Here is a 22,603-nt window from a genome sequence, read left to right on the forward strand (position 1 = left end):
ATGACCGAGTCACAGGTGACGGCCCAGGACCCACGTCCGTGGCTCCGCTTCTACGCAGCCGGAGTGCCGCACCGCCTGCACGTCCCCGATGTCACGCTCCCCGATCTGCTCGACGGGGCGGCCCGGCGCCACGGCGTCCGGTCCGGCTTCCCGGGGCTGCGCCGTGCGGTGGGCGCATACGCCGATACGCTGCGGACGCTGGGTGTCCGGCACGGCGACCGGGTGGCTCTGGTGCTTCCCAACTGCCCGTGGTTCGCGGTGGCGTGGCATGCGGTGCTGCGGCTCGGCGCGGTCGTGGTGGCCATCGACCCCGGGGCGTCGCGACAGACGCTGAGACATCAACTGTCCGCCTCGGGCGCGATGTTGGTGATCACCGCAGACTGCGCGAAGGAGCTGCTTGATGCGGCGCGCGGCGACACCTGCGTACGGGAGGTCGTCACCGTGCCGGTCGGCGGGGAGTGGCCGGGGCGCGGCGGCCGTACACGGAAGCCCGTCCGGTCGAAACCGGGTGATGGCGGACCGCGGCCAAGCGATCTGGCCGTTCTCGCCTACGTCGCGGCCGACGGGTCCGCGGCGATGCTCACGCACACGAACCTCGTTGCGGCGGCGCAGCAACAGTGCCTGTGGCAGCCGCAGTTGCGCGTCGGCCAGGAGACTGTTCTGGCCCTCACGCCCTTGTGGCGTCCGGACGGGCTCCTGTTCGGCCTGACCGTCCCGCTGCTCACCGGGGCGCGCACCGTCCTCCTGCCGACCCCCGAGCCGCAGGCCGTCCTGCGCACGGCACGCCGACGGAAGGCGACCCTCCTGGCGGCCGGCCCCGCCGACTGCCGGCGCCTGCTCCAACGCCCCGCCCACGAACTGGAGGCCCTCGCCACCGTGCGGACCTGGCTGAGCGGGAGGCTGGACGCCCAGGCCGCCGACCGCATCCGGGACTCCGTCGACGCGGTGCTCGTCGAGGGCTACGGCATCCCGGAGGCGGCGGGCGCCGTCCTCGCCAACCCGCGCGGCGCCAATGCCCGCCCCGGCACGTCCGGCCTGCCCCTGCCCGGCACCGAGGTCCGCATCGGACAGGAGGGCGCCCCGGCGATCGAGCTGCCTCCGGGGCAGGCCGGTGAACTCCTGGTGCGGGGGCCGCAGGTGTGCGGCGGCTACTGGGGTGACCCCGCGCGGACGGGGCGGCTGCTGCTGCCGGGCGGGTGGCTGCGTACGGGCGACGTCGCGGTGCTCGGCCCGGACGGCTACACGACGGTCATCGGGGAGACGACCGCTATCGGGGAGACGACCGCTATCGGCGAGGCGACCGTCACCGGCGAGTGGAGAAGCGCGTTCTGCCCCGGATCCGGGCCGCCCTCAGAGGCTTGAGCGCCGTGCCGACGGCGTCCGGCCGACTTCGTCAGTACGCCGGTGCCGGGCCGGACGACGCAGCGTGACCGCCGTGACCACAGCCCCCAACAGCACGCAGAGTGCGGCCAGTTGCAGCCCCGTGTCGTATCCGTCGAGGAACGCGCTGCGCGGATCGGCGCCGTCCCGCAGCGCGGTGCGTTCCGTGCGGGTGAGGACCACGCCGACCAGGACGACCCCGAACACCCCGGAGATCTCACGGGCCGCGCTGACGAGGCCCGAAGCCATGCCGGTGCGCGTGGCGGGGACATCGGCGACCGAACGTACCGTCAGCGGAGTCGTCAGGGCGGAGCCCGCGCCGATCAGGAGCAGCCCCGGCTGAAGATCCCAGTACTGCGCGTGCAGCCCCGTCCCCGACACCCACACGAGCCCGGCCGCGACGAGCACGAGACCCCCGGCGATCGACCAGTGCGCACCCACCGCCTTGGCCGCACGCTCGGCGAACGGCGTCGTCACCAGGAGCGCGCCGGCCAGCGGCAGAAAGGCGAGCCCCGCCTTGGTGGGGGAGAAGCCGAGCACACGCTGGAGGTAGAGCGTGGTGAAGAAGAACACGCCGTTGACGCCGATGCCCCAGAGGACCTGGGCCGCCGCGCCCCCGCTCAGCGAACGGTTGCGCAGCAGCCGCAGATCCACCAGCGGCAGAAAGGTCCGCGACTCGACGACGAGGAACGCGACGCCGGTGGCCGCCGACAGCCAGAGGCAGAGCGGCACGGGCGGCGTGCTGAAACTGTGCTCCCCGCCCCTGACCAGGCCGTACGTGAGGAGGAAGAGCGAGGTGGTGGACAGTGCGACGCCGGGCAGATCGAGCAGCGGCAGCAGGCCGTGCCGCACGCGGTCGACGGCCCGGGGGACCGCGGGCACCAGGAGCAGGGCGAGGATGCCGAAGGGGACGTTGAGCAGGAACACCCAGCTCCAGTCCCACCGTTCGGTGACGAAGCCGCCCACCACGGGGCCGAGCGCAAGGGCGATCGCGAGCGCCGCCGTCCACAGGCCGACCGCCATGGCGCGCCTGCGGGCGGGCAGATCGGCGGCGACCACCGCGAGCGAGGCCGGGATGACGAGCGCCGCACCCACGCCCTGCACCGTGCGCGCCGCGATGAGCGTCCCGCCGCTGTCGGCGAGGGCGGCCGCCAGCGAGGCCGCGGTGAAGACGACGATGCCCGCCGCCAGGACCACCCGCCGGCCGAGCAGATCGGTGAGCCTGCCTCCGGCCGGAAGGAGCGATCCGAAGCTCAGTACGTAGCTGGTGGCCACCCACTCCAAGTCCGTGACGCTCAGGCCGAGGTCGCGCTGGACCGTCGGCAGGGCGACGTTGATGACGGTGTTGTCGAGCGTCGTGATGAAGCCGGCCAGGGCGAGCATCGCCAGAAGCGCGGTCAGCCTGCCCCGGCCCACGTGCGGCTCCCCTCGATCGCGATGCGGTTCCGCTGCCGGATTCTCCGGGGCGCCGACGGGCCGCCGCTGCTGCCCGTGGCGCCGAATCCGGTCCGGTGGCTTGTCAGTTGAGTGACAGAGCGTGTCAGACGATCTGTCAGCAACCCGTCTTACTCGCGGGTCATCACCAGGCGGAACCTGGTGCACCGCTCGTCCCGGTCCCCGCGCCACCCCGTTCCGGTCTCACGCCACCCGTCCCGGTCCCCGCGCCGCCCAGTTGGAGCCGTCATGTCACCGCAGTCCCCTCAGCCCCCCGCAGGCCCGCTGCTGACCGACCACTTGGCGCACTGGGCCGCGAACCGTCCGCACCAACGCGCCTTCACCTACGTGGAGTTCCCCGAGCCGTCCGCGTCCGGCCTGCACCACACCCTCGGCTGGCAGGGTCTGGACGCCCGCGCCCGTGCGATCGCCGGACGGATCGCGGCGAGCGCGGGCCCCGGCGAACGTGCGGCCCTGCTGCTTCCGCAGGGACTCGACTACACGGCGGCGTTCCTGGGCTGCCTCTACGCGGGCGTGATCGCCGTACCGCTGTTCAGCCCCGAACTCCCGGGCCACGGAGGCAGACTGGCCGCCGTGCTCGCCGACTGCGAGCCCGCGTGCGTCCTGGCCGACGCGAACAGCGCCGCCGGTGTCGAGCGATTCATGGCCGAGCAGGCGCTGCCGCCCGTGCCGGTGGTCCTGGTGGGCCGACCGGGCGTGGACCGGTACGGGCCGGACGTGCACCATCCGCGCGAGACGTCCGCGACCGCCGCCCTTCCCGAGCGCCTCGAACCGGACGACATCGCCTACCTCCAGTACACCTCCGGCTCCACCCGAAGCCCCGCGGGCGTCGTGATCAGCCACGCCAACGTGGTGGCCAACGCCCGCCAGGCCATCGACGCCTTCGCGGCCGAAGCGGCGAGCAGTACGACGGTCGGCTGGCTGCCGCTCTTCCACGACATGGGCCTCGTGCTGAGCGTGGCCGCGCCCGTCGTCGGCGGTTTCCCCTCGGTCCTCATGGACCCGGTCGCCTTCCTGGAACACCCGGTGCGCTGGCTGCGGCTGCTCGCCGCGTACCCCGGGACGATCAGCGCCGCACCCAACTTCGCGTACGACTACTGCGCGAGCAGGATCGACCGTGAGGAAGCCGCCGAGCTGCGCCTGGACCGCGTCAAGGTCCTCATCAACGGCAGCGAACCCGTGCGTCCCGGCACGGTCGAGCGCTTCCGCGACGCCTTCGCCGACGCGGGACTGGCGCCCGAGGCGCACTGCCCGGCGTACGGACTCGCCGAGGCCACCGTGTTCGTCACGACCGACACGTTCGCCGCACCGCCCACGGTCCTGGCGTGCGATCCGCTCGCCCTGTCCGAAGGGCGGCTCGACGTACGGCTCGACGTACGGGAGCCGACGGACCCGGAGGCGACCGACCTCGTCGCCTGCGGCACCCCGGCAGGGCAGGAGCTGATCGTCGCCGACCCGTCGACCGGCGCCGAACGGGAGGAGGGCGAGGTCGGCGAGATCCTGCTGCGCGGGCCGAACATCGGCCTCTGCTACTGGAAGCGCAACGGGCTCTCGGAGGAGGTGTTCGGCTTCCGCCCACCCGGCGCCACGGAGGACGAGGACGAGACGGGATGGCTGCGCACCGGAGACCTGGGCGCGCTCCACGAAGGACGGCTCTACGTCACGGGCCGGCTCAAGGACCTGATCATCGTGGACGGCCGCAACCACTACCCCCAGGACATCGAGGAGACCGTGCAGTCGGCCGTCGACCTCGTACGCCGCGACCGGCTCGCCGCGTTCCGCGTGCCCTGGACGGGCACGGACAGCGACGTCCTGGTCGTGGTCGCCGAGCACCGGCGGGGAGCGGAACCCACCGAACAGGACGTGCTCGCCGCCCTGCGCACCGCCACGGCCGCCGTCTCGGCCCGGCACGGACTGCGCCTCGCCGAACTCCTCCTGATCCCACCGGGCGCCCTGCCCAGGACGAGCAGCGGCAAGGTCGCCAGGGCGGCGGGCCGGGAGCGCTATCTGCTCGGCGCCTTCGGCGAGGGGGGCCGGGACGGCGCGGAGGGCGGGCGATGAAGGGGGCGGGGCAGGAGGAGATCCGGGCGGTGATCGTCGACAGCCTGAGCGCCTGGTACGGCCTGGTTGCCGAGGAGATCGCCGACGACCGTCCGCTGGCGGAGCTCGGCCTCACCTCCCGTGACGCGGTCGTCCTGACGGCTCGCCTCAGCGACCTGGCGGGCACCCGGCTGCCCGCGACGCTGCTCTGGGAGGCGCCGACGATCGGCGCGCTCGCACGGCGGGTGGCGCGCGGCGAACCGGAGCGTGGGGGGCCGCCGCCCGAGCGGGAGAGCGCCGGAATGCCGCCGTCCGCGCGTGGCGCCGCACCGGTCGCGGTCATCGGCATCGGCTGCCGGCTCCCCGGTGAAGTCACCTCGCCCGCGGCCTTCTGGCGGCTCCTGAGCGAGGGCCGCGACGCCGTGGGCACCGTCGGCGAGGACCGCTGGGCGCCCTTCGTGCGGGAAGGGAAGAGCCTGCCGGACGACATCAGCAGGCACGGCGGCTTCCTCGGTGAGGGGGACACCGACGGCGTGGCGGGCTTCGACGCGGAGTTCTTCGGCATCGGCGCCGACGAGGCCACCGCCATGGACCCCCAGCAGCGCATGCTCCTGGAGGTCGTCCGCGAGGCCGTCGACCACGCGGCGCTGCCCGCACCCTCCCTCGCGGGCACCCGTACCGGAGTCTTCGTCGGGATCAGCGGAAACGAGTACGCCCATCTCACCACCGCCGACCCGGAGTCGATCGGGGCCTGGTCCCCGCCGGGCGCGGCCCTGAGCATCGCGGCGAACCGCCTCTCCTACCTCCTTGACCTGCGCGGCCCGAGCATGGCGGTCGACACCGCGTGCTCCTCTTCGCTCGTCGCCGTGCACCACGCGGTACGCAGCCTCGGCGCGGGGGAGAGCGACGTGGCGCTCGCCGCCGGGGTGAACCTGCTCCTTTCCCCCGCGGTGACACTCGGCTTCCAACGGGCGGGAGCGCTGGCCGCCGACGGCCGGTGCAAGGCGTTCGACGCGGCGGCCGACGGCATGGTGCGCGGCGAGGGCTGCGGCGTCGTCGTCCTCAAGCGCCTCGCGGACGCCGAGCGCGACGGCGACCGCGTCCTCGCGGTCATCGAGTCCACCGCGGTCAACTCGGACGGCCGCTCCAACGGCCTCACCGCGCCCAGCGCGCAGGCCCAGCGCACGCTCATCGAGCAGTGCCACGCCATCGCGCCCACGACCGTGGACTACGTGGAGGCGCACGGCACGGGCACGGCGCTCGGCGACCCCGTCGAGGCGTCCGCGCTCTCGGCCGCGCTCGGCGCGGGGCGCGGGCGGGCCGCCGACCAGCCGCTGCTCATCGGCTCGGTGAAGACGAACATCGGCCACCTGGAGGCGGCGGCGGGCATCGCCGGGCTCATCAAGACGGTCCTCGCCCTGCACCACGACGAGCTCCCGCCCCACCTGCACTTCACCGCACCGGGCCCGCACGCCGACCTCGACGCACTGGGCCTGCGCGTCGTCACGGGCCCCGAACCGTGGCCCCGCTACTCGGGCACCGCACGGGCCGGAGTCTCGGCGTTCGGCTTCGGGGGCACGAACGCGCACGTGGTCCTCGCGGAGCACCGCGTGCCGCGCGGCCCGCGCCCCGCGTCGCCCGGCCCCGCCGTCGCCCTGCTCGACGGCGTCACCGAGGACCGTGTACGCGCCCACGCAGGCGAGTTGGCCCGGTGGCTGACAGACCCGGGCAGCCGCTCCGTCCACCCGGCGGACCTGGCCAGGACGCTGGCGGGGCGCGCGGGGCGGGGCCGCCACCGGGCGGCGGTCGTCGCCCGCAGCCGGGAGGAGCTGACCGCGGGCCTTGGTCACCTGGCGGGGCGGGAGCCCGATGGGCGGGTGGTGGTCGGGGCGGCGCCCGTGGCCGGGGGCGGACCCGGAGCGGTGTGGGTGTTCTCCGGGTACGGATCGCAGTGGGCCGGGATGGGCGGCCGGCTCCTGGCCGCGGAGCCCCGGTTCGCAGCCGCCGTCGACCGGCTTGAGCCGCTGCTGCGTGAGCAGGCCGGCATCTCACTGCGGGACTGTATGGATCCCGGCGCCGAACTGACATCGCCCGCCGTCGTCATGCCCGCCCTCTACGGGATGCAGGTCGCCCTCGCCGAGCTCTGGAAGTCGTACGGCTTCGAGCCCGCCGCCGTCATCGGCCACTCCATGGGGGAGATCGCCGCGGCCGTCGCGTCCGGCGCCCTCGACGAGGCCACCGGCGCGCGGGTCGTCGCGATCCGTTCACGGCTCCTCGCCGGGCTCACGGGCGGCGCCATGGCCGTGGTGGACCGCCCCGGCGAGCACATCGAGGCCCTCGCCGCCGATCTGCGCACCCTCCAGGTCGCCGTCCACGCGTCCCCGGCGCAGAGTGTGGTCACCGGCTCCGCCGACGACGTGCGCGCCCTCATCGACCACGTCGCCGGGGAGGGCGGCTTCGCCCGTTCGCTGCGCGTCACCGGCGCGGGGCACTCGCCCGACGTCGACCCGCTGCTCGCCGAGTTCGCGCGGGAGCTCGGCACCGTGCGGCACGCGCGGCCCGGCTGCCGCCGCTACTCCACCGTCCTGACCGACCCCCGCGACCCCGCGCCCTGCGACGTCCACTACTGGGTGGCCAATCTGCGGCGGCCCGTCCGCTTCAGCCAGGCGGTGCGCGCCGCCGCCGACGACGGGCACCGGGTGTTCGTCGAAGTGGCCCCGCATCCCACGCAGTTGCATCCGCTGACCGAAACGCTGCGGGACGCGGGCGCGGGCGACGGCTCGCTGATCCTGCCGACCCTGCGCCGCGACACCGACGACGCGCTCACCTTCCGTACGTCCCTGGCAGCGCTGCTCGTACGAGGCGGCGGCGCGCCCACGCCCCCGCGGGACCTGCATCCGGGCGCGCGCATCGTCGACGTCCCCACGCCGCGCTGGCGGCACCGCCGGTTCTGGGCGGGGGAGGAACCCGGCCCGCAGGAGGGACCACGTCACGCCCCGGACCGCGCCCCGGTCACGGGTCCGCTCGACCGTCTCCGCGGCTGCGTGGCCGACGTCATGGGCTACACCCCCGACCGGATCGACGCCGACACTCCTCTCACCGACCTGGGCCTCGACTCGCTCACCGCGGCGCGCGTCCGGACCGCGGTGGAGCGGGAGTTCGGGGTGGCGGTGGAGCCGGGGGTGCTGTTGCGGCAGGCGACGCTGAGGGGGGTCGCTGAGCTGCTGCCGGACCGCCCAGGCAAGGCATTCCAGGGGGAGAGGCGCAAGGCCGAGGTGAGGCGAACGGAAGGGCCCCTCCGTGTCCTCGCCGAGAGCGCGCACGGCACCCCTCTCTTCCTGGCCCACGCCGCGGGCGGCACCTCCGAGGTGTACGCACGCCTCGCCGAACGCCTCTCCGCCTCCCGCCCCGTCCACGGCTTCGACAGGCTCACGGCCCCGCAGGACGTACGGCCCCGCGCGGCGCGGTTCGCTGGACGCATCCGCGCGGTATCACCCAATGGGCCCTGGCTCCTGGGTGGTTGGTCCTACGGAGGCGTCCTCGCCCAGGAGGCCGCGCGGCTCCTCGCACGGCACGGCACCGTCAGCGCCCTGGTCCTCCTGGACTCCGTACTGCCCCTTCCCGTGCCCCCAGGGCTGACTCCGGTGGAGGAAGCCGAGCGCCGTTACGCCGACTTCGCCGCGTACATAGCCCGCACCTATCGCACGCAACTCGCCCTGCCCTACGAGGAACTGGCGCGCAGGGACGACGCCGAGCAGATCGCCCTCGTCATGAAGCTGCTGGAACAGGCCGTCGACCTGCCCCAGGCCGTCCTGGACCATCAGCGCACCTCGGCCCTCGACCTCCGCAGCGGCGAACGCCACGAGCCCGGCCCGTACGCGGGCCGGACCCTCCTGTACCGGGCGACCGAACCGGCCCCGCACACCGTGCGCGACACCCGCTACGAACGAGGCGACGAAGCCCTGGGCTGGGACGCCCACTGCACCGATCTCACGGTCACCCCGCTGCCTGGCCACCACCTCTCCCTGCTCGACCCGCCGGTCGTGGACACGCTCGCGGAGTTCCTCAACCGCGACCTGGCCGACGACCGACCCCGCTGACCGCCCCCCAAAGAAGAGGACCACCCCCATGCCGCAGAAACACCGCAGACCACGCAGGAAACTGGCCGCCCTCGCCGCCGCCACGGCTCTCCTCGCCACCGGTGGCGCCCTGGGCACCTCCACGGCCCTTGGAGCACCCACCGCGAGCCCCGCGGCGGCCCGAGCCGCCGAAGGGGCGCGCATCGTGGGCGAGAAGTGGCTCGACGCCCGCACCGTCGACCTCACCGTCGACTCACCTGCCGTGGGCCGACAGCTTCCCGTGCGCGTCATCCTGCCGACCCGCTTCAAGGAGGAGCCGGACCGCACCTGGCCCGTGCTCTACCTGCTCCAGGGCGCCCACGACGACTACACCTCCTGGACCCGCGAGACGGACGTCGAGGAGTTCCTCGCCGACAAGGACGTCATCACCGTGCTGCCCGCGTCGGGGCCCACCGGCATCCCCACCGACTGGTGGAACCACGGCAGCCCCACCGCCCCCGACTACGAGACCTTCCAGGTCGAGGAGTTGACGGCCCTCCTGAGCCAGACCTACCGGGCGAACGGCACCCGCGCCGTCGCCGGAGTCTCCACCGGCGGCTACGGAGCCATGGCGTTCGCCGCCCGCCACCCCGGCACGTTCGGCGCGGCGGCCTCGTACAGCGGCGTCCTGGACACGACGGCCCTCGGCATGCCGACGGTGATGAACGCCATCGTCGCCAGGGAGCTCCAGCTTCCCTCCGCCCTGTGGGGCAGCCCCTTCCTGCACCGCGAGAACTGGAACCGCCACAACCCCGCCACCCTGGCCAAGAGCCTCGCCGGAACCCGGCTCTACGTCTCCCAGGGCAGCGGCATCCCCAGCAGCGACTTCGGCAACCTCGAAGGCGCGGTCCTGGAAGGCACGCTGTGGGGCCAGGCGCACGGGTTCGCCCGGCAGCTGGACCGCGCCGGCGTCCCGGCGGCGGTCCACTTCTACAGTGGCGGCTCCCACGCCTGGCCGTCCTGGCAGAAGGAGTTCAAGGCTTCCTGGCCGACGCTGGCGGCGGGCCTTGGGCTTCCCGCGCAGGCGCCCTGACCTCGGCGTCGGCGGCCAGGCGGGCCAGCCTCCGCTCGTCCGGCCAGCGCACCGCACTCGCCCACGAGGCCAGCTCGAAGAGCCGTATCAGACGGGCACTGGAGTCGAGCTGGCCGCGCAGCACCCCGTGCCGGGCGGACGTCGGGTCGGCGTGGTGGAGGTTGTGCCAGGACTCGCCGCCGGAGAACGGGGCGAGCCACCACACATTCCCGGAGCGGTCACGGACCCGGAAGGGCCTCTCCCCGCTGATGTGGCAGATCGAGTTGACCGACCAGGTGACGTGATGGAGCAGACCGATGCGGACGAGCCCGGCCCAGAAGAAGGCGGACCAGGCGGCGCCGGAGTCCCAGCCGCCCGCCCCCCAGAGCCCGCCGGCCACGGCGGGGGCACCGAACGAGAACAGCACGATCAGCGGCTGCCAGCGCGCCACCAGGGCCAGATCGCGGTCGGCGAGGAGGTCGGGGACGTACTTCTCCTTGTCCGTCTTGTCGTTGTTGAAGGTCCAGCCGACGTGCGCCCACACCATGCCCTTGAGCAGCGCGCGCACGGAGGTGCCGAACCGCCAGGGGGAGTGCGGGTCGCCCGGCCGGTCCGCGAACCGGTGGTGGCGGCGGTGATCGGCGCACCAGGTGATCGCGTCGCCCTCGACGGCCATGGTCCCGGCCACCGCGAGCGCGATCTTCAGAGGGCGGGCGGCCTTGAACGCCTTGTGCGTGAACAGGCGGTGGTAGCCGATGGTGATGCCGTGCACGGCGATGGCGTACATCACCGCGCCGATCACCAGATCGTGCCAGGTGACGCCCCACCCCCACAGCACGACGACGGACGCGATCACCGCGACAAAGGGAATCCCGACGAACACCCCCACCACGACCCGGTCAGCTGTGCCCATGCGTTCGCCCCTAGCGGCGTTCGCGTTCTCTTCTGCCATGGGTTCTCTCACCTTTCCGTACGGGTGAGCCGGACCTTAGCGACGGAATTGGGGAGGCCTCTACTCGGAAAGTGATGAACGGACCTAGCGCCATTGGACAGTTGTGCCGAAGGAGGAACGTCATGGATGTGCTCGCAGAGGCAGTCGTCGGGGGAGCCGGCGCGGATGAACTGCGCCGACTTCCCTTACCCGCCGAATTCACCGCCGCGCATCTGCGGAGGGAGGACGTGGAGAGCTTTACCGGGGTGGCGGACAAAGACGTCCGGAAAACACTCCACGTGGGATCGGTGCCGATGCCGGAACTCGCCCCCGACGAGGTCCTGGTGGCCGTCATGGCGAGCGGGATAAACTACAACACCGTGTGGTCGGCGATGTTCGAGCCGATATCCACGTTCACCTTTCTGCGGAATTTCGGCGCGAAAGGCGGCTGGGCCGCGCGGCACGATCAGCCGTATCACGTGGTCGGTTCGGACGCGTCCGGAGTCGTCGTCCGTACGGGCGCCGGGGTGCGCCGCTGGAACATCGGCGACGAGGTCGTGGTCACCCCCGCCTACGTCGACGACGAGGAACCCGCCACCCACGCCGACGGAATGCTCGGCGACTCCCAGCTGGCCTGGGGCTTCGAGACCAACTTCGGCGGGCTCGCCCACTACTGCGTGGCCCGCGCCAATCAGCTCCTCCCCAAGTCGGACCGGCTGACCTGGGAGGAAGCCGCCGCCAACCCCCTGTGCGCGGGCACCGCCTACCGCATGCTGGTCAGCGACCGTGGCGCACGGATGACGCAGGGCGACATCGTGCTGATCTGGGGCGCCGCGGGCGGCCTCGGCGCGTACGCCGCGCAGCTCGTACGCAACGGCGGCGGCATCGCGGTGGGCGTGGTCGGCAGCGAGGAGAAGGCGGAGCGCGCCCGCGCGTTCGGCTGCCACGCGGTCATCAACCGCGCCGAGATCGGCCTGACCGGCACCGCTCCGGCCGACCCGGCGGCGGTCGGCAAGAAGCTCGGGAAGCGGATCCGCGCGGCGGTGGGGGAGGACCCGCACATCGTGTTCGAGCACGTCGGCCGGGCGACCTTCGGGGTGTCCGTCTTCGTGGTCCGCCGGGGCGGCGCCGTCGTCACCTGCGGGTCGAGCACCGGCTATCTCCACGAGTTCGACAACCGCTACCTCTGGATGCGCCTCAAGCGCGTCATCGGCAGCCACGGCGCCAACCTCCAGGAGCAGGCCGCCGTGGCCCGCCTTCTCGACCTCGGTCAGATCCAGCCCGCGCTGTCGGCGACGTACGACCTCCAGGACACCGGCGAAGCCACCCGCCTCGTCCAGGCCAACCGCCACACGGGCAAGGTCGGCGTACTGGCGCTGGCGCCCCGGGCCGGGCTCGGCAAGCGGGGCGTCGTCTGAGGCGCCGAGGCCCGTGATCTCCCGGGCAGGAGCTCGTGAGCTCATGCCCGGGGATCACGCGACCAGGTCGGGCTATCGGCGGACCGTCACGTAGATGACGGGCGACATGGCGCCGCCGCCGACGATCCGCAGGGAGTTGCGCCCCATCCAGCCGAGCTTGACCCGCATGTTGTACGCCCCGGAGCGCGCGGTGTACACCGACGCGGGCAGCGACACCCACCGCTTGCCCTGCTTCTGCTGCAGCGTGACGCGCGTGCCCGCACGCATGTGGCGGCCGACTCCGTAGATGTGGAAATCGTGCCACGCGCGCACGCTGGCCACGGTGGACTTCGCCGTCAGCGTGGGACGCGGGGCCGCGGTCGCGGCGGCCTCGCGCGCCTGCGCGGTGTGCGGGGTCACGGCGCCGGCGCCGGCCGCGGGGCCCGCCAGAACGGCGAAGGCCGCGATTCCCGCCACCGACACGTACTTCACGGATGCGTACTTCAGCTTCAACCGGTTCACGGTCACCTTCTTGTCTCCGTCTCATCGATGGTTTCTCGTCTGGTCGACTTACCGAGAAAGCTGTGCCAGCCGCCGTCGGGGCGCTGCCCCACTTCGAGTCCGCGCAGCCTGGCGAGGACGGCCGGGTCCTGGACGTCGAGCCAGTCGACGAACTGCCGGAAGGAGACGAGGCGTACGTCCTTCTTCCCGGCCATTGCCTTGAGGGCTTCCTCGACGGCGTCCATGTAGATGCCGCCGTTCCACTCCTCGAAGTGGTTGCCGATGAAGAACGGCGCGCGGTTCGTCTCGTACGCGCGGCGGAATCCGGCGAGATACGACTGGGTCGCCTGGGTGCGCCAGCCGGGATAGTTGTACGAGGGTGCCCGTGTCGAATTCTTCGACTGGTTGGCCAGGACGTTGTAGTCCATGGAAAGGACCTCGAACCGGTGTCCGGGGAAAGGAATCTGCTGGAGCGGCAGATCCCACACGCCAAGACGCTTCTCCGGCCAACGCTGCAATCCGCCGGGCGACGAGGAGTCGTAGCGCCAGCCCCGTTCGCGGGCGACGGGCAGCAGATTGTTCCGGCCGAGCAGGCAGGGAGTGCGACCGCCGACGAGTTCCTTGTCGTAGTCGAAAGGAAGCGATGGCAGATCGGTCCAGCCGGTGTTCGTGCGCCATTCCTTGACGAAGGACGCCGCCTGGTCGATTTCGCTCTGCCATTGCGCGGACGTCCAGTTGGCGACGCTTCCCGTGCCGGTGCAGAAGTGTCCGTTGAAATGCGTGCCGATCTCATGGCCTTCGAGCCAGGCCTGGCCGACGTACTTCAGGGTTTCCTTGATGTGACCGTCGGTGAGATAACCGATGTCCGACGCGCCGACCGCGTTGTTCGGCGGCCGGTAGAGCCGTTTCTTGGACTCGGGGAGGAGATAGAGCCCCGAGAGGAAGAACGTCATCCGGGCGTCGTGGTCCTCGGCCAGCTTCAGGAAGCGCGGGAAGAGACCGTTGCCGACCTCGCCCGCGCCGTCCCAGGAGAAGATCACGAACTGCGGGGGCGTCTCACCCGGCTCCAGAGGGACGGGAGCGACAGGCTGGTTCGGCTGCCGGCCCGAATAGGCCGTCGAACCGTCACCGATGGGCTTCGCCGGGTGCTGCTTCTGCTGCGCGCCGTGCTGGCCGCCCTCTTCGTCGCGCCCATGGCCCCGCCCCTTTCCGGACGGCGACGGCGACGGGGACGCCGAATCCGTGGATCCCCACTCCCTCGCGCCGCACCCGCCAAGGCCCACGCCCGCTGTCACCGCAAGTCCAAGGCCCAGCGCCTGCCTTCGGCCGACCGAGCGCATACTCACTCCGTTCACTCGCTTCCCTGGTCGAACCATGTGTAGACCGCAGGAAGATGAACGAATCAGATAATCCTATGTTTTTGCGCTATTTGACCTGAAAGGGGCAGGTGTCAGATGGGGGATGCTCGGCGTGGCGGGCGGCACGCGGGCCGTCCGTGGCCGGTTGCCGCCGGTCGCCCGCGCGTCAAGTACCCGGTGGGTCCCACCCGCACGGAGGGATCCACTCGCCTGCGCCGGACGCCGGTCCGCGTTCGATCGCGGCGATCAGCTGATGGACCGATGCGCCACCGAGCGGTCCGGCCACGGAGAGCACCCCGGCGAGGGACTTGTGCGCGCGGCGCCAGGCGCGGCTGTGGCGGCCGCGCAGATGCTCGACGAGGGCGTGCGCGTACTGCGTCATGGAGCGCGTCCATATGTCGTGCCGCGTCTGGGTGCCTGACGACGCGCGGCGGACACTGTGCAGCGCGTCGGCGGGGCGCACGCGCGCCTGGGCCACGGCGAGCCAGGCCCAGCTGATCGCGGCGGGCGGGCCGTGTTCCGCGTGGTCGGGGACGGTGTGGGCGGCTTCCCGCAGATGCTCGATGGCGCGTTCCGTCTCGCCGTGGCGCAGCGCGATGACGCCCTGTACGTGGGCGACCCGGCCGATGGTGGCGTCGTCGCCGGAGAGGACGGCCACCCGCCAGGCCTGGCCGAGGAGTTCCTCGGCCCCCGGGGCGCCGGTGCACGCCGAGAGCCAGCCGGCCAGCCACAGGGCCTGCCCGGAGCCGGGGGTGTCGGCGCGTCCCCGGGGCAGCAGCCGCCGCAGATAGTCGCGGCCCTCGGCGGCGTGTCCACACACCGCCCACCAGAACCACAGGTCGACGGCCATGCCGAGGGCGGTGGCGCTCTCGCCGGCGGTGCGCGGCTCCCTCTGGAGCGCGGCCCGCAGATCGTGCTCGGCGTCGCGCAGCAGCAGGGTCGCCTGTTCGTGGTGTCCGGTGCTCCACAGCTGGTGGGCGGTCGAGGCGATCGTGCGGTACCAGGAGAGGTGGCGGCCGGCCGCCGTCGCGGACTCGCCGACGGATTCGAGGCGTTCGGCGCCGAATCCGCGGGCGGCGGCCGGCAGCCGGTAGCGGGGCTGCAGCACGCCGCCGGGATCACGCACCGGTTCGAGCACCGAGGCCTGGGCGAGGCGCGCCAGGCACGATGCGACCCGCGTCGGTTCGATCCCGCCGCCCGCGCATACGTGGACGGCGGCGTCCTCGTCGAACTCGCCCGCGAAAACACTCAGCCGCGCCCAGACGCTGCGCTCGGCCTGCCCGCACAGCGCGTAGCTCGCGCCCACCGCGGCCCGCAAGGACCGATGCCGCCGCAAGGGCGCTTCGGGCCTGCCGAGCCATCCCTGCCCCGCCCGAAGCATCCGCGCGAGCTGGGCGGGCGTGTGCAGGGCGGTCTGCGCCGCGGCGAGCTCCAGCGCCAGCGGTACGCCCTCCAGCTGGGCGCAGATGTCGCTGATGGCGCGCAGTTCGGCCTCGGTGGAGGTGGGCGTGGAGGGTCGATCGTCGTGCGTGGGCGAGGAGACTTCGTCAATCCTGGGCGCCGAGGCCGCCGGGCCCCCGGAGCCCGCTTCCGCCTCGCGCCGGACACCGCGGGCCCGCTCCCTGAACAGGGCTACCGCGGGGCCCGGTTCGGTCCCTGCCTCCGGCGCGCCGACCGGGAGGGGTCCGAGGCGCAGGACCAATTCCTGGCCGAGGCCCAGCGGTTGCCGCCCGGTGGCGATGACGCGCACGCCGGGTGCGTCTTGCAGCAACGCCCTCACCATGCGCAGGCACTCGTCACGTACGGGGTCGAAGTCATCCAGGACAAGCAGCACGCGCCGCCCCCGAAGCCGCGCAATGAGCTCCCGCTCACCGGAACCACCGCGCTCACGTATCCCCAGCTCGGGCCCGGCCCGCGCGGACGGGTCTTGCACGTCCCGGCCGGTGCCCGCGTCGGCCTCGCAGCCTCCACCCCCGCCGATCTCCCGGCCCTCACCCTCCTCAGCCGTCCGGTTCACACTGTCGCCGACGCCTCGCCCCGCGTCCTCGCCCGCCTCCCCGTCCATCGCCTCGATCACCGCCCGCGCCACGGACTGCCCCCGCCCCGGAGCGCCGTCCCACCACCGCACGATCACCACGCTGTCCGTCAGCTGGCTGCCCACCGCTGCCGCGGCATGCGCCGCGAGGGTGCTCTTGCCGACGCCCGCACCGCCCGTCACCGTCACCAGCCTGCTCTGGGCCAGCAGGCGGCGGAGCCTCGACAGTTCTTCGGCCCGGCCCACCAGGCCAGCCCCACTCCGACCCCCGCCCCCGCCCGCGCGCGCTCGCACCCGACCCGTCATCCCCTTCACGTCCAGGCCCTCGATCAGCCCCTGCCACGCCGCGAGCCCTGCCGCCCGCCCCTCGCCACACTCCTCGTGCAGAATCGTCACTGCACCGAATTCGACAGATCCTCTAACTCCGTGTCCCGATCTGGGTTACGGGGCGCAGGGTCGAGCGGCTTGTCAGGCAGATCACCCGTCACCGGCGTCCTGTCTGGCGTGACCAAGAACGAGCCGGAGAAGCCGGTCCACGTGAGCCCGACGCCCGAGAGGCCGGGGGCAGAGGGGCCGACGCCCAAGAAGGCGGCGCAGGAGCGGCTCTCCGGGGCGGAGACCTGGCGGGCGCTGTACCGCTACTTCCGCCCGCACCGCTGGGCCGTCGCCCTCGGCGCCCTCTGCACACTGATCGGCGCCGCGACCGGCCTCGCCCAGCCCCTCGCCGCGAAGGCCCTGGTGGACCGGCTCGGCAGCGACGACTCGATCGCCGGGATCATCCTGCTGCTCACCGCGCTCGTGGTGATCGGCACCGCCATCGAGTCCGTCGGCGCCTACGTCCTCGAACGCACCGCCGAATCCGTGGTGCTCGCGGCCCGGCGCACCCTCATAGGGCGGCTGCTGCGCCTGCGCCTGCCGGAGGTGGAGCGCACCCAGCCGGGTGACCTGATGTCCCGGATCACCTCGGACACGACACTGCTGCGCGCGGTCACCACGCAGTCCGTGGTGTCCGCCGTCGCGGGCGGCCTCACCTTCGTCGCGACGATCGTGATGATGGGCCTCATGGACATGGTCCTGCTCGGCGTCACCCTCGGCGTGATCGTGCTCATCGGCGGCGCGGTGGCCCTGGTGATGCCGAAGATCGCGCGGGCGACGGAGCGGGCCCAGGAAGCCGTCGGCACGATCTCGACCGCGCTGGAGCGGGCGTTCGGCGCGTTCCGCACGCTCAAGGCCTCAGGCGCCGAGGAGCGCGAGACCGCGGCCGTGCGGGCCGCCGCGGAGGAGGCCTGGCGGCACGGGGTGCGGTCCGCCAAGTGGCAGGCGGTGGCGTGGAGTTCGGTCGGTTTCGCCGTGCAGGTCTCGTTCCTCGCGGTCCTCGGCATCGGCGGCGCGCGGGTCGCCTCCGGCGCGATCTCGGTCTCGACGCTCGTGGCGTTCCTGCTCTTCCTCTTCTATCTGATCGACCCGGTCTCCCGCCTCGTCGAGGGCGTCTCGCAGTACCAGATCGGCTCGGCGGCCATCGCGCGGATCGTACGGGCCGAACGCCTGGAGACGGAGGACGTCACCGAGCCCGTGAGGCACCCGGCGCGGCACGACCCCGCCGCCGTCACCTTCGAGGATGTCACCTTCCGCTACCGGGAGGGCCTTCCGTACGTCCATCACGGCGTGAGCTTCGACATCCCGGGCCCCGGCATGACCGCCTTCGTCGGCCCTTCGGGCGCGGGCAAGACCACCGTCTTCGGTCTTCTGGAGCGCTTCTACGACGCGACGGGCGGCCGCGTCCTCGTCGACGGGCGTGACGTGCACGACTGGCCGCTCGCCGAACTCCGTTCCGTCATCGGCTACGTGGAGCAGGACGCGCCCGTGCTCGCGGGCACCGTGCGCGAGAACCTGGTCTTCGGGGCGCCCGGCGCGACCGACGAGGAGATCCAGGACGTTCTCGTACGCGCCCGTCTCGACACCCTCGTCGAACGGCTGCCGGACGGCCTGGAGACGCTGGTCGGACACCGCGGATCCCAGCTGTCCGGCGGCGAACGCCAACGCGTGGCGATCGCGAGGGCGTTGCTGCGCAAGCCACGCCTCCTGCTCCTGGACGAGGCGACCTCGCAGCTCGACGCGGTGAACGAACTGGCTCTGCGTGACGTCGTCGCCGAGGTCTCCCGCGAGGTGACCGTCCTCGTGGTGGCGCACCGCCTCTCGACGGTGACGCTGGCCGGCCGGATCGTGGTGATGGACGCGGGGCGGGTCCGCGCGTCCGGAACCCACGAGGAGCTGGTCGCCGCCGATCCTCTGTACGGAGAGCTGGCGGCGACCCAGTTCCTCGCGACGACGGCATGACCGCCCCGGCCCCCGGCCGCGGATAACTACTGGCCCCGCACATGACGTTCCGGTTGGATGGCGGCCATGACCAGCGGACGCAGGCGAGCGGAACTCTTCGTGGACGAGGAGCGGGACGACCGGCTCGGCGCACGGACCACCGGCGACGAGCGGCAGATGCTCGCCGGCTTCCTCGCCGCCCAGCGCAAGACGCTGGAGCTCAAGTGCGCGGGCCTGGAGGCCGAGTTGGCCCTGCGGTCCGTGGAGCCCTCCACGCTCTCGCTGCTCGGCCTCGTCCGGCACCTCGCCGATGTGGAGCGCCGCTGGTTCCGCCGCGTGCTGGCCGGTCAGGACGTACCACTCCTCTTCGGCACGGACACCGACCCCGACCAGGACTTCGACGGCGCCGCGCCCGACCCTGCCGTGATCGCCGCCGCGTGGCAGGCCTGGCGCGCCGAGACGGCCTTCGCCGACCGCTTCGCCGCCGAGGCACCCGACCTGGACATCGAGGGCCACGACGGCTGGCGCGGAACGGTGTCGCTGCGCTGGGTGCTCATCCACCTGATCGAGGAGTACGCGCGGCACAACGGCCACGCCGACCTGCTCCGTGAGCGGATCGACGGGGCGATCGGGGTGTAGGGATCGGCCCGTGCGACCCGTGCGACCCGTGCGACCCGTGCGACCGGACCACTCCAGCGCCCTCGATTCGACCCGCCCCGGAAGGACCTCCCCGGGCGGCAACGGCGATGATCTCTCCATGAGCCCGAGCAAGATCATGTTGATGTCCGACCCGAAGGTGGCCGCCGTGCCGGTCGAGGAGTGCGGGGAGCGTCTCGTGGACGTACGCCACGGCGGCGCGCTCCTGGTGGACACCCGCGCCCAGGATGCCGAGGACGCCTTCGCCAGGCTGCGCGAAGGGGTCCTGGCCCGGCTTCTGCACGCCCAGACGCTGCTGCCCGATGGACTGCGCCTGCTGTTCGTCGAGGGCTACCGCCCGCCGTGGCTGCAGCGCGGCTATTTCGAGGAGTACGAGGGCCAGTTGCAGGCCCTCCACCCCACCTGGCCCGCCGAGCGCGTCCACGCGGCGGCGAGCCGCTATGTCTCGCCGCCGGAGATCGCACCGCACAGCGCGGGCTCCGCCGTGGACCTGACGCTCGCCGACGCCGACGGCCGTGAACTCGACCTGGGCACCCGGATGAACGCGGACCCGGAGGAGAGCGAGGGCGCCTGCTACACGGACGCCGACAACATCTCCGCCCTCGCCCGGCACAACCGTAAGATCCTGGGTGCGGCGCTGGAGGAAGCGGGCCTGGTCAACTACCCCACCGAGTGGTGGCATTGGTCCTACGGCGACCGCTACTGGGCCCTGGCGACGAGTGCGCCGCACGCCCTCTACGGGGAGGTGGGCTCAGGCCGCTGAGGGCGGGTCCGCCGTCAGCCGGGTGACGAGGTCGTGCCACCCGGCCTCCACGCGGTCGAGCGGCATGCCCAGCTCGACGGTCAGGTGGTGGACGAGGACCCCGTCGATGGAGCCGAGCAGGGCGTGCGCGAGCAGCTCGGCGTCCCCCGCGACGCCCGCCTGGCGCAGCAGCAGCGTCACGTGCGTGAGGCGCAGGCGGCTCGCCGGCACGGCATAGGCGCGCAGTGGGTCGGTCCTGGAGGACAGGACCAGTTCGTGATGGTTGCGCTCGTGCCGGATGGCGGCGGGGCCGAACGCGTGCAGACGCTCCAGGGGCGGTGCGTCGGGGCCCAGCGGGGCCGGGCCCGTGAGGAAGGCGGCCTGGAACTGCTGCTCGCTGTGGTCGAGCAGGGCGACCAGGAGCCCGGTGCGGTCGCCGAAGCGCCGGAAGACGGTTCCTTTGCCGACCCCGGCCGCCGAGGCCACCGCGTCCATGGTCAGCTGCGCGGCCCCGCAGCCCGCCAGCAGCTCCGATGCTGCCTCCAGCAGGCGCGTGCGGTTGCGTGCCGCGTCGGCCCTGAGCGGCGCCTGTCCGCCGATCGGGGTGAGGGTGAGCTCGGTCGCCCCGGCCGGTTTGCCGGGCGAGGGGAGGGGCGGGAGAGCGGAGCCGGTCATGGGTCCAGCGTAACGCTCCCCACAGATAAGTGGACCGCGGTCCGGATAGGTGGTAGAACTTTAAACGGACCCCGGTCCGCTTGCTGCACGGCCCTTATACGACTTCCGTCCGTACGTCTTTCAGGAGTTCCGCCATGTCTGTACGCATCCTCGCCCTCGTCGGCAGCCTCCGCACCGGCTCCCACAACCGCCAGCTCGCCGAGGCCGCGGCCAAGCACGCTCCCGCGGGCGTGGACGTCGAGCTGTTCGAGGGCCTCGCGGACGTGCCCTTCTACAACGAGGACATCGACGTCGAGGGCGGCGTCCCGGCCGCCGCGGCCCACCTGCGCCAGGTGGCCGGTGGCGCCGACGCCTTCCTGCTCTTCTCGCCCGAGTACAACGGCACCATGCCCGCTGTCCTGAAGAACGCGATCGACTGGCTGTCCCGCCCGTACGGCGCCGGCGCGCTCTCCGGCAAGCCGGTCGCCGTCGTCGGCACCGCCTTTGGCCAGTACGGCGGCGTGTGGGCGCAGGACGAGGCCCGCAAGGCCGCGGGCATCGCCGGTGGCGCGGTCATCGAGGACGCCAAGCTGTCCATCCCCGGCTCCCTGACGCGCTTCGCCGAGACCCACCCGGCCGACGACACCGAGGTGGCCACCGCCCTCACCGAGGTCGTCGCCCGCCTCACGGAGCAGGCCACGCCCGCCGCTGCCTGACGCGCTCGCGCGGGGCTGCTCGCCCGAGCCGCGTACCGAGCTCGTGCGGGCGGCCGGGGCCCTAGATTGGACGCCATGTACTCGACGTACTCGACACAGGTGTCCGGGCACGTGAATGCCCCGCGCGCGGCCGTCTACCGGGCGCTTCTGGACGCGGACGCGATCGCCCGCTGGCGGGTGCCGGACGGCATGAGCGGCCACGTGCACACCTTCGACGCCCGCGAAGGCGGGCGGTTCCGCGTCTCGCTCACCTACGACACACCGTCCGGCACGGGCAAGTCGGCCTCGCACACCGACACGTACCACGGCCACTTCGCGAAGCTCGTGCCGGACGAGCAGGTCGTCGAAGTGCTCGCGTTCGAGAGCGCGGATCCCGCGCTGAGCACCACGATGACGATGACGACCACGCTCACCGACGAGGACGGCGGAACCGCTGTCCTCGTCGTGCACGAAGGGATCCCCGCCGACATCCCGGCCGCCGACAACGAGACGGGGACGCGCATGGCGCTGGCCAATCTCGCCCGGCTCGTCGAGGGCGCGCGCTAGACGCGGCGGGCGTCCTTCAGTCCGCGCGCAGCTCGGCCGCGCCCCGGAGCCACGCCGTCAGGGCGACGGCGGCGAGCAGCAGGATCGCGGGCGCGAGCGCGGCGGCCGTGCCGTGCTGAAGCTGCAGCAGCCCGCCCGCCAGCGCCCCGGTGAACATGGCGGCGACGGACACGAACCTGCGCACGGACGCCGGACCAGGCCGGTCGGAGGCAAGGCCGGTCAGGGTGCGGGTCAGGACGGTCGTGGTCAGATCAGGTACGGCGACCTTGCCGACCACGGCGTTCTGGAGCCCCATGCCGAGCGCGAGCAGCACGATCAGAACATGCCGGGCGTCGGCGGCGAGGTCGATCGCCAGGGCCGCCGCCGTCAGTACGGCGTGCGCCGCGACGAGGACCGCGAACAGCCGCAGTGGCCGCGCGACCCGCGGCGCGATCAGGCCACCCGCCCAGGCACCGGCCACGAACGCGCCGACCGCCAGGAGCGAGGCGGTCGCGGACAGCTGCACGTCACCCGCGAGCGCGAAGCCCAGGAAGACCACATTGCCGGTCATGTTGGCGACGAAGACGCGGTCGAGGCCGAGATAACTGACGGCGTCGACAAGACCGGTGACGAAGGTCAGGAGCACGAGCAGCGGAGGCAGTACGCCGTGGTGGCCCTCGGTGTCGGGGAAGAGGCGGGCGGCGGCCCGGTCGAGCAATGAGTTCATACCGTCTCTTCGGCAGGGACGCACCGCGCCCCGACCGGG

At 72.8% G+C, this 22,603-nt stretch carries 17 protein-coding genes; 10 read left to right on the forward strand and 7 right to left on the reverse strand.

Features of this window, described 5'->3' with window-relative positions:
* Window positions 1-1,362 (forward strand): AMP-binding protein, encoded by a 1,362-nt coding sequence (locus tag ACFUPX_RS00630; protein WP_383313583.1) that lies wholly within the window; start codon window positions 1-3, stop codon window positions 1,360-1,362.
* Here ACFUPX_RS00630 and ACFUPX_RS00635 read toward each other — a convergent pair.
* A complete protein-coding gene (locus ACFUPX_RS00635; RefSeq protein WP_383313586.1) occupies window positions 1,351-2,796 on the reverse strand; it encodes an MFS transporter in 1,446 nt (481 codons plus the stop codon). The genes ACFUPX_RS00630 and ACFUPX_RS00635 overlap by 12 nt on opposite strands.
* A 267-nt stretch (window positions 2,797-3,063) precedes the next feature.
* Between ACFUPX_RS00635 and ACFUPX_RS00640 the strand changes: the two genes are divergently transcribed.
* The 3 genes from ACFUPX_RS00640 to ACFUPX_RS00650 are packed head-to-tail and all read left to right on the forward strand — an operon-like array spanning window position 3,064 to window position 10,026.
* The gene (locus ACFUPX_RS00640; RefSeq protein WP_383313588.1) at window positions 3,064-4,896 is read left to right on the forward strand and encodes a fatty acyl-AMP ligase; all 1,833 of its coding nucleotides are present in this window, start codon (window positions 3,064-3,066) and stop codon (window positions 4,894-4,896) included.
* Window positions 4,893-8,975: an acyltransferase domain-containing protein gene (locus ACFUPX_RS00645; RefSeq protein ID WP_383313590.1), complete on the forward strand. Its 4,083-nt coding sequence runs from the start codon at window positions 4,893-4,895 to the stop codon at window positions 8,973-8,975. The genes ACFUPX_RS00640 and ACFUPX_RS00645 overlap by 4 nt, the downstream gene beginning before the upstream one ends.
* A 28-nt stretch (window positions 8,976-9,003) precedes the next feature.
* Window positions 9,004-10,026 carry an alpha/beta hydrolase gene (locus ACFUPX_RS00650; protein ID WP_383313592.1) on the forward strand — a complete coding sequence of 341 codons (1,023 nt, stop codon included), beginning with the start codon at window positions 9,004-9,006 and terminating at the stop codon, window positions 10,024-10,026.
* Here the strand turns inward: ACFUPX_RS00650 and ACFUPX_RS00655 are convergent.
* On the reverse strand, window positions 9,968-10,957 hold the full coding sequence (locus tag ACFUPX_RS00655) for an acyl-CoA desaturase (RefSeq protein ID WP_383313594.1): 990 nt from the start codon (window positions 10,955-10,957) through the stop codon (window positions 9,968-9,970). The two genes, ACFUPX_RS00650 and ACFUPX_RS00655, sit on opposite strands and share 59 nt — an antisense overlap.
* Before the next feature lie 122 nt (window positions 10,958-11,079).
* On the opposite strand from ACFUPX_RS00655, the gene ccrA reads away from it, so the two are divergent.
* Window positions 11,080-12,354, forward strand: coding sequence for a crotonyl-CoA carboxylase/reductase (gene ccrA / locus ACFUPX_RS00660; RefSeq protein ID WP_383313596.1), 1,275 nt, complete (start codon window positions 11,080-11,082; stop codon window positions 12,352-12,354).
* Between the two features lie 72 nt (window positions 12,355-12,426).
* Here the strand turns inward: ccrA and ACFUPX_RS00665 are convergent, their stop codons facing one another.
* The 3 genes from ACFUPX_RS00665 to ACFUPX_RS00675 all read right to left on the reverse strand — a co-directional run bounded on the left by ACFUPX_RS00665 (window position 12,427) and on the right by ACFUPX_RS00675 (window position 16,623).
* Window positions 12,427-12,855 carry a hypothetical protein gene (locus ACFUPX_RS00665; protein ID WP_383313598.1) on the reverse strand — a complete coding sequence of 143 codons (429 nt, stop codon included), beginning with the start codon at window positions 12,853-12,855 and terminating at the stop codon, window positions 12,427-12,429.
* Between the two features lie 2 nt (window positions 12,856-12,857).
* Complete coding sequence (locus ACFUPX_RS00670; RefSeq protein WP_383313600.1) at window positions 12,858-14,174, reverse strand: hypothetical protein; 1,317 nt, start codon at window positions 14,172-14,174, stop codon at window positions 12,858-12,860.
* Window positions 14,175-14,358: 184 nt separating this feature from the next.
* Window positions 14,359-16,623: an AAA family ATPase gene (locus ACFUPX_RS00675; RefSeq protein ID WP_383313602.1), complete on the reverse strand. Its 2,265-nt coding sequence runs from the start codon at window positions 16,621-16,623 to the stop codon at window positions 14,359-14,361.
* 234 nt (window positions 16,624-16,857) lie between these two features.
* On the opposite strand from ACFUPX_RS00675, the gene ACFUPX_RS00680 reads away from it, so the two are divergent.
* From ACFUPX_RS00680 to ACFUPX_RS00690, 3 genes are all read left to right on the forward strand, one after another.
* Window positions 16,858-18,564 carry an ABC transporter ATP-binding protein gene (locus ACFUPX_RS00680; RefSeq protein ID WP_383313906.1) on the forward strand — a complete coding sequence of 569 codons (1,707 nt, stop codon included), beginning with the start codon at window positions 16,858-16,860 and terminating at the stop codon, window positions 18,562-18,564.
* A 66-nt stretch (window positions 18,565-18,630) separates the two neighbouring features.
* On the forward strand, window positions 18,631-19,182 hold the full coding sequence (locus ACFUPX_RS00685; protein WP_383313604.1) for a DinB family protein: 552 nt from the start codon (window positions 18,631-18,633) through the stop codon (window positions 19,180-19,182).
* Window positions 19,183-19,300: 118 nt separating this feature from the next.
* Window positions 19,301-19,963 carry a M15 family metallopeptidase gene (locus ACFUPX_RS00690; protein ID WP_383313606.1) on the forward strand — a complete coding sequence of 221 codons (663 nt, stop codon included), beginning with the start codon at window positions 19,301-19,303 and terminating at the stop codon, window positions 19,961-19,963.
* Here ACFUPX_RS00690 and ACFUPX_RS00695 read toward each other — a convergent pair.
* On the reverse strand, window positions 19,952-20,617 hold the full coding sequence (locus tag ACFUPX_RS00695) for a TetR/AcrR family transcriptional regulator (RefSeq protein ID WP_383313608.1): 666 nt from the start codon (window positions 20,615-20,617) through the stop codon (window positions 19,952-19,954). The two genes, ACFUPX_RS00690 and ACFUPX_RS00695, sit on opposite strands and share 12 nt — an antisense overlap.
* A gap of 134 nt (window positions 20,618-20,751) precedes the next feature.
* Between ACFUPX_RS00695 and ACFUPX_RS00700 the strand changes: the two genes are divergently transcribed.
* Window positions 20,752-21,312: an NAD(P)H-dependent oxidoreductase gene (locus ACFUPX_RS00700; protein ID WP_383313610.1), complete on the forward strand. Its 561-nt coding sequence runs from the start codon at window positions 20,752-20,754 to the stop codon at window positions 21,310-21,312.
* Between the two features lie 75 nt (window positions 21,313-21,387).
* The gene (locus ACFUPX_RS00705) at window positions 21,388-21,858 is read left to right on the forward strand and encodes an SRPBCC domain-containing protein (protein ID WP_383313612.1); all 471 of its coding nucleotides are present in this window, start codon (window positions 21,388-21,390) and stop codon (window positions 21,856-21,858) included.
* 16 nt (window positions 21,859-21,874) lie between these two features.
* Here the strand turns inward: ACFUPX_RS00705 and ACFUPX_RS00710 are convergent, their stop codons facing one another.
* Window positions 21,875-22,564 (reverse strand): YoaK family protein, encoded by a 690-nt coding sequence (locus ACFUPX_RS00710; protein WP_383313614.1) that lies wholly within the window; start codon window positions 22,562-22,564, stop codon window positions 21,875-21,877.
* Between the last annotated feature and the right edge of the window lie 39 nt (window positions 22,565-22,603).

This window comes from Streptomyces sp. NPDC057302, assembly GCF_042667685.1.
Taxonomy (GTDB): domain Bacteria; phylum Actinomycetota; class Actinomycetes; order Streptomycetales; family Streptomycetaceae; genus Streptomyces.

Excerpts from the sequence above, each read along its gene's own strand:
- ACFUPX_RS00630 (WP_383313583.1), top strand. The coding sequence starts at position 1 with ATGACCGAGTCACAGGTGACGGCCCAGGACCCACGTCCGTGGCTCCGC.
- ACFUPX_RS00640 (WP_383313588.1), top strand. The coding sequence starts at position 3,064 with ATGTCACCGCAGTCCCCTCAGCCCCCCGCAGGCCCGCTGCTGACCGAC.
- ACFUPX_RS00645 (WP_383313590.1), top strand. The coding sequence starts at position 4,893 with ATGAAGGGGGCGGGGCAGGAGGAGATCCGGGCGGTGATCGTCGACAGC.
- ACFUPX_RS00650 (WP_383313592.1), top strand. The coding sequence starts at position 9,004 with ATGCCGCAGAAACACCGCAGACCACGCAGGAAACTGGCCGCCCTCGCC.
- ACFUPX_RS00655 (WP_383313594.1), bottom strand. The coding sequence starts at position 10,957 with ATGGCAGAAGAGAACGCGAACGCCGCTAGGGGCGAACGCATGGGCACA.
- ccrA (WP_383313596.1), top strand. The coding sequence starts at position 11,080 with ATGGATGTGCTCGCAGAGGCAGTCGTCGGGGGAGCCGGCGCGGATGAA.
- ACFUPX_RS00670 (WP_383313600.1), bottom strand. The coding sequence starts at position 14,174 with ATGCGCTCGGTCGGCCGAAGGCAGGCGCTGGGCCTTGGACTTGCGGTG.
- ACFUPX_RS00685 (WP_383313604.1), top strand. The coding sequence starts at position 18,631 with ATGACCAGCGGACGCAGGCGAGCGGAACTCTTCGTGGACGAGGAGCGG.
- ACFUPX_RS00690 (WP_383313606.1), top strand. The coding sequence starts at position 19,301 with ATGAGCCCGAGCAAGATCATGTTGATGTCCGACCCGAAGGTGGCCGCC.
- ACFUPX_RS00695 (WP_383313608.1), bottom strand. The coding sequence starts at position 20,617 with ATGACCGGCTCCGCTCTCCCGCCCCTCCCCTCGCCCGGCAAACCGGCC.
- ACFUPX_RS00700 (WP_383313610.1), top strand. The coding sequence starts at position 20,752 with ATGTCTGTACGCATCCTCGCCCTCGTCGGCAGCCTCCGCACCGGCTCC.
- ACFUPX_RS00705 (WP_383313612.1), top strand. The coding sequence starts at position 21,388 with ATGTACTCGACGTACTCGACACAGGTGTCCGGGCACGTGAATGCCCCG.
- ACFUPX_RS00710 (WP_383313614.1), bottom strand. The coding sequence starts at position 22,564 with ATGAACTCATTGCTCGACCGGGCCGCCGCCCGCCTCTTCCCCGACACC.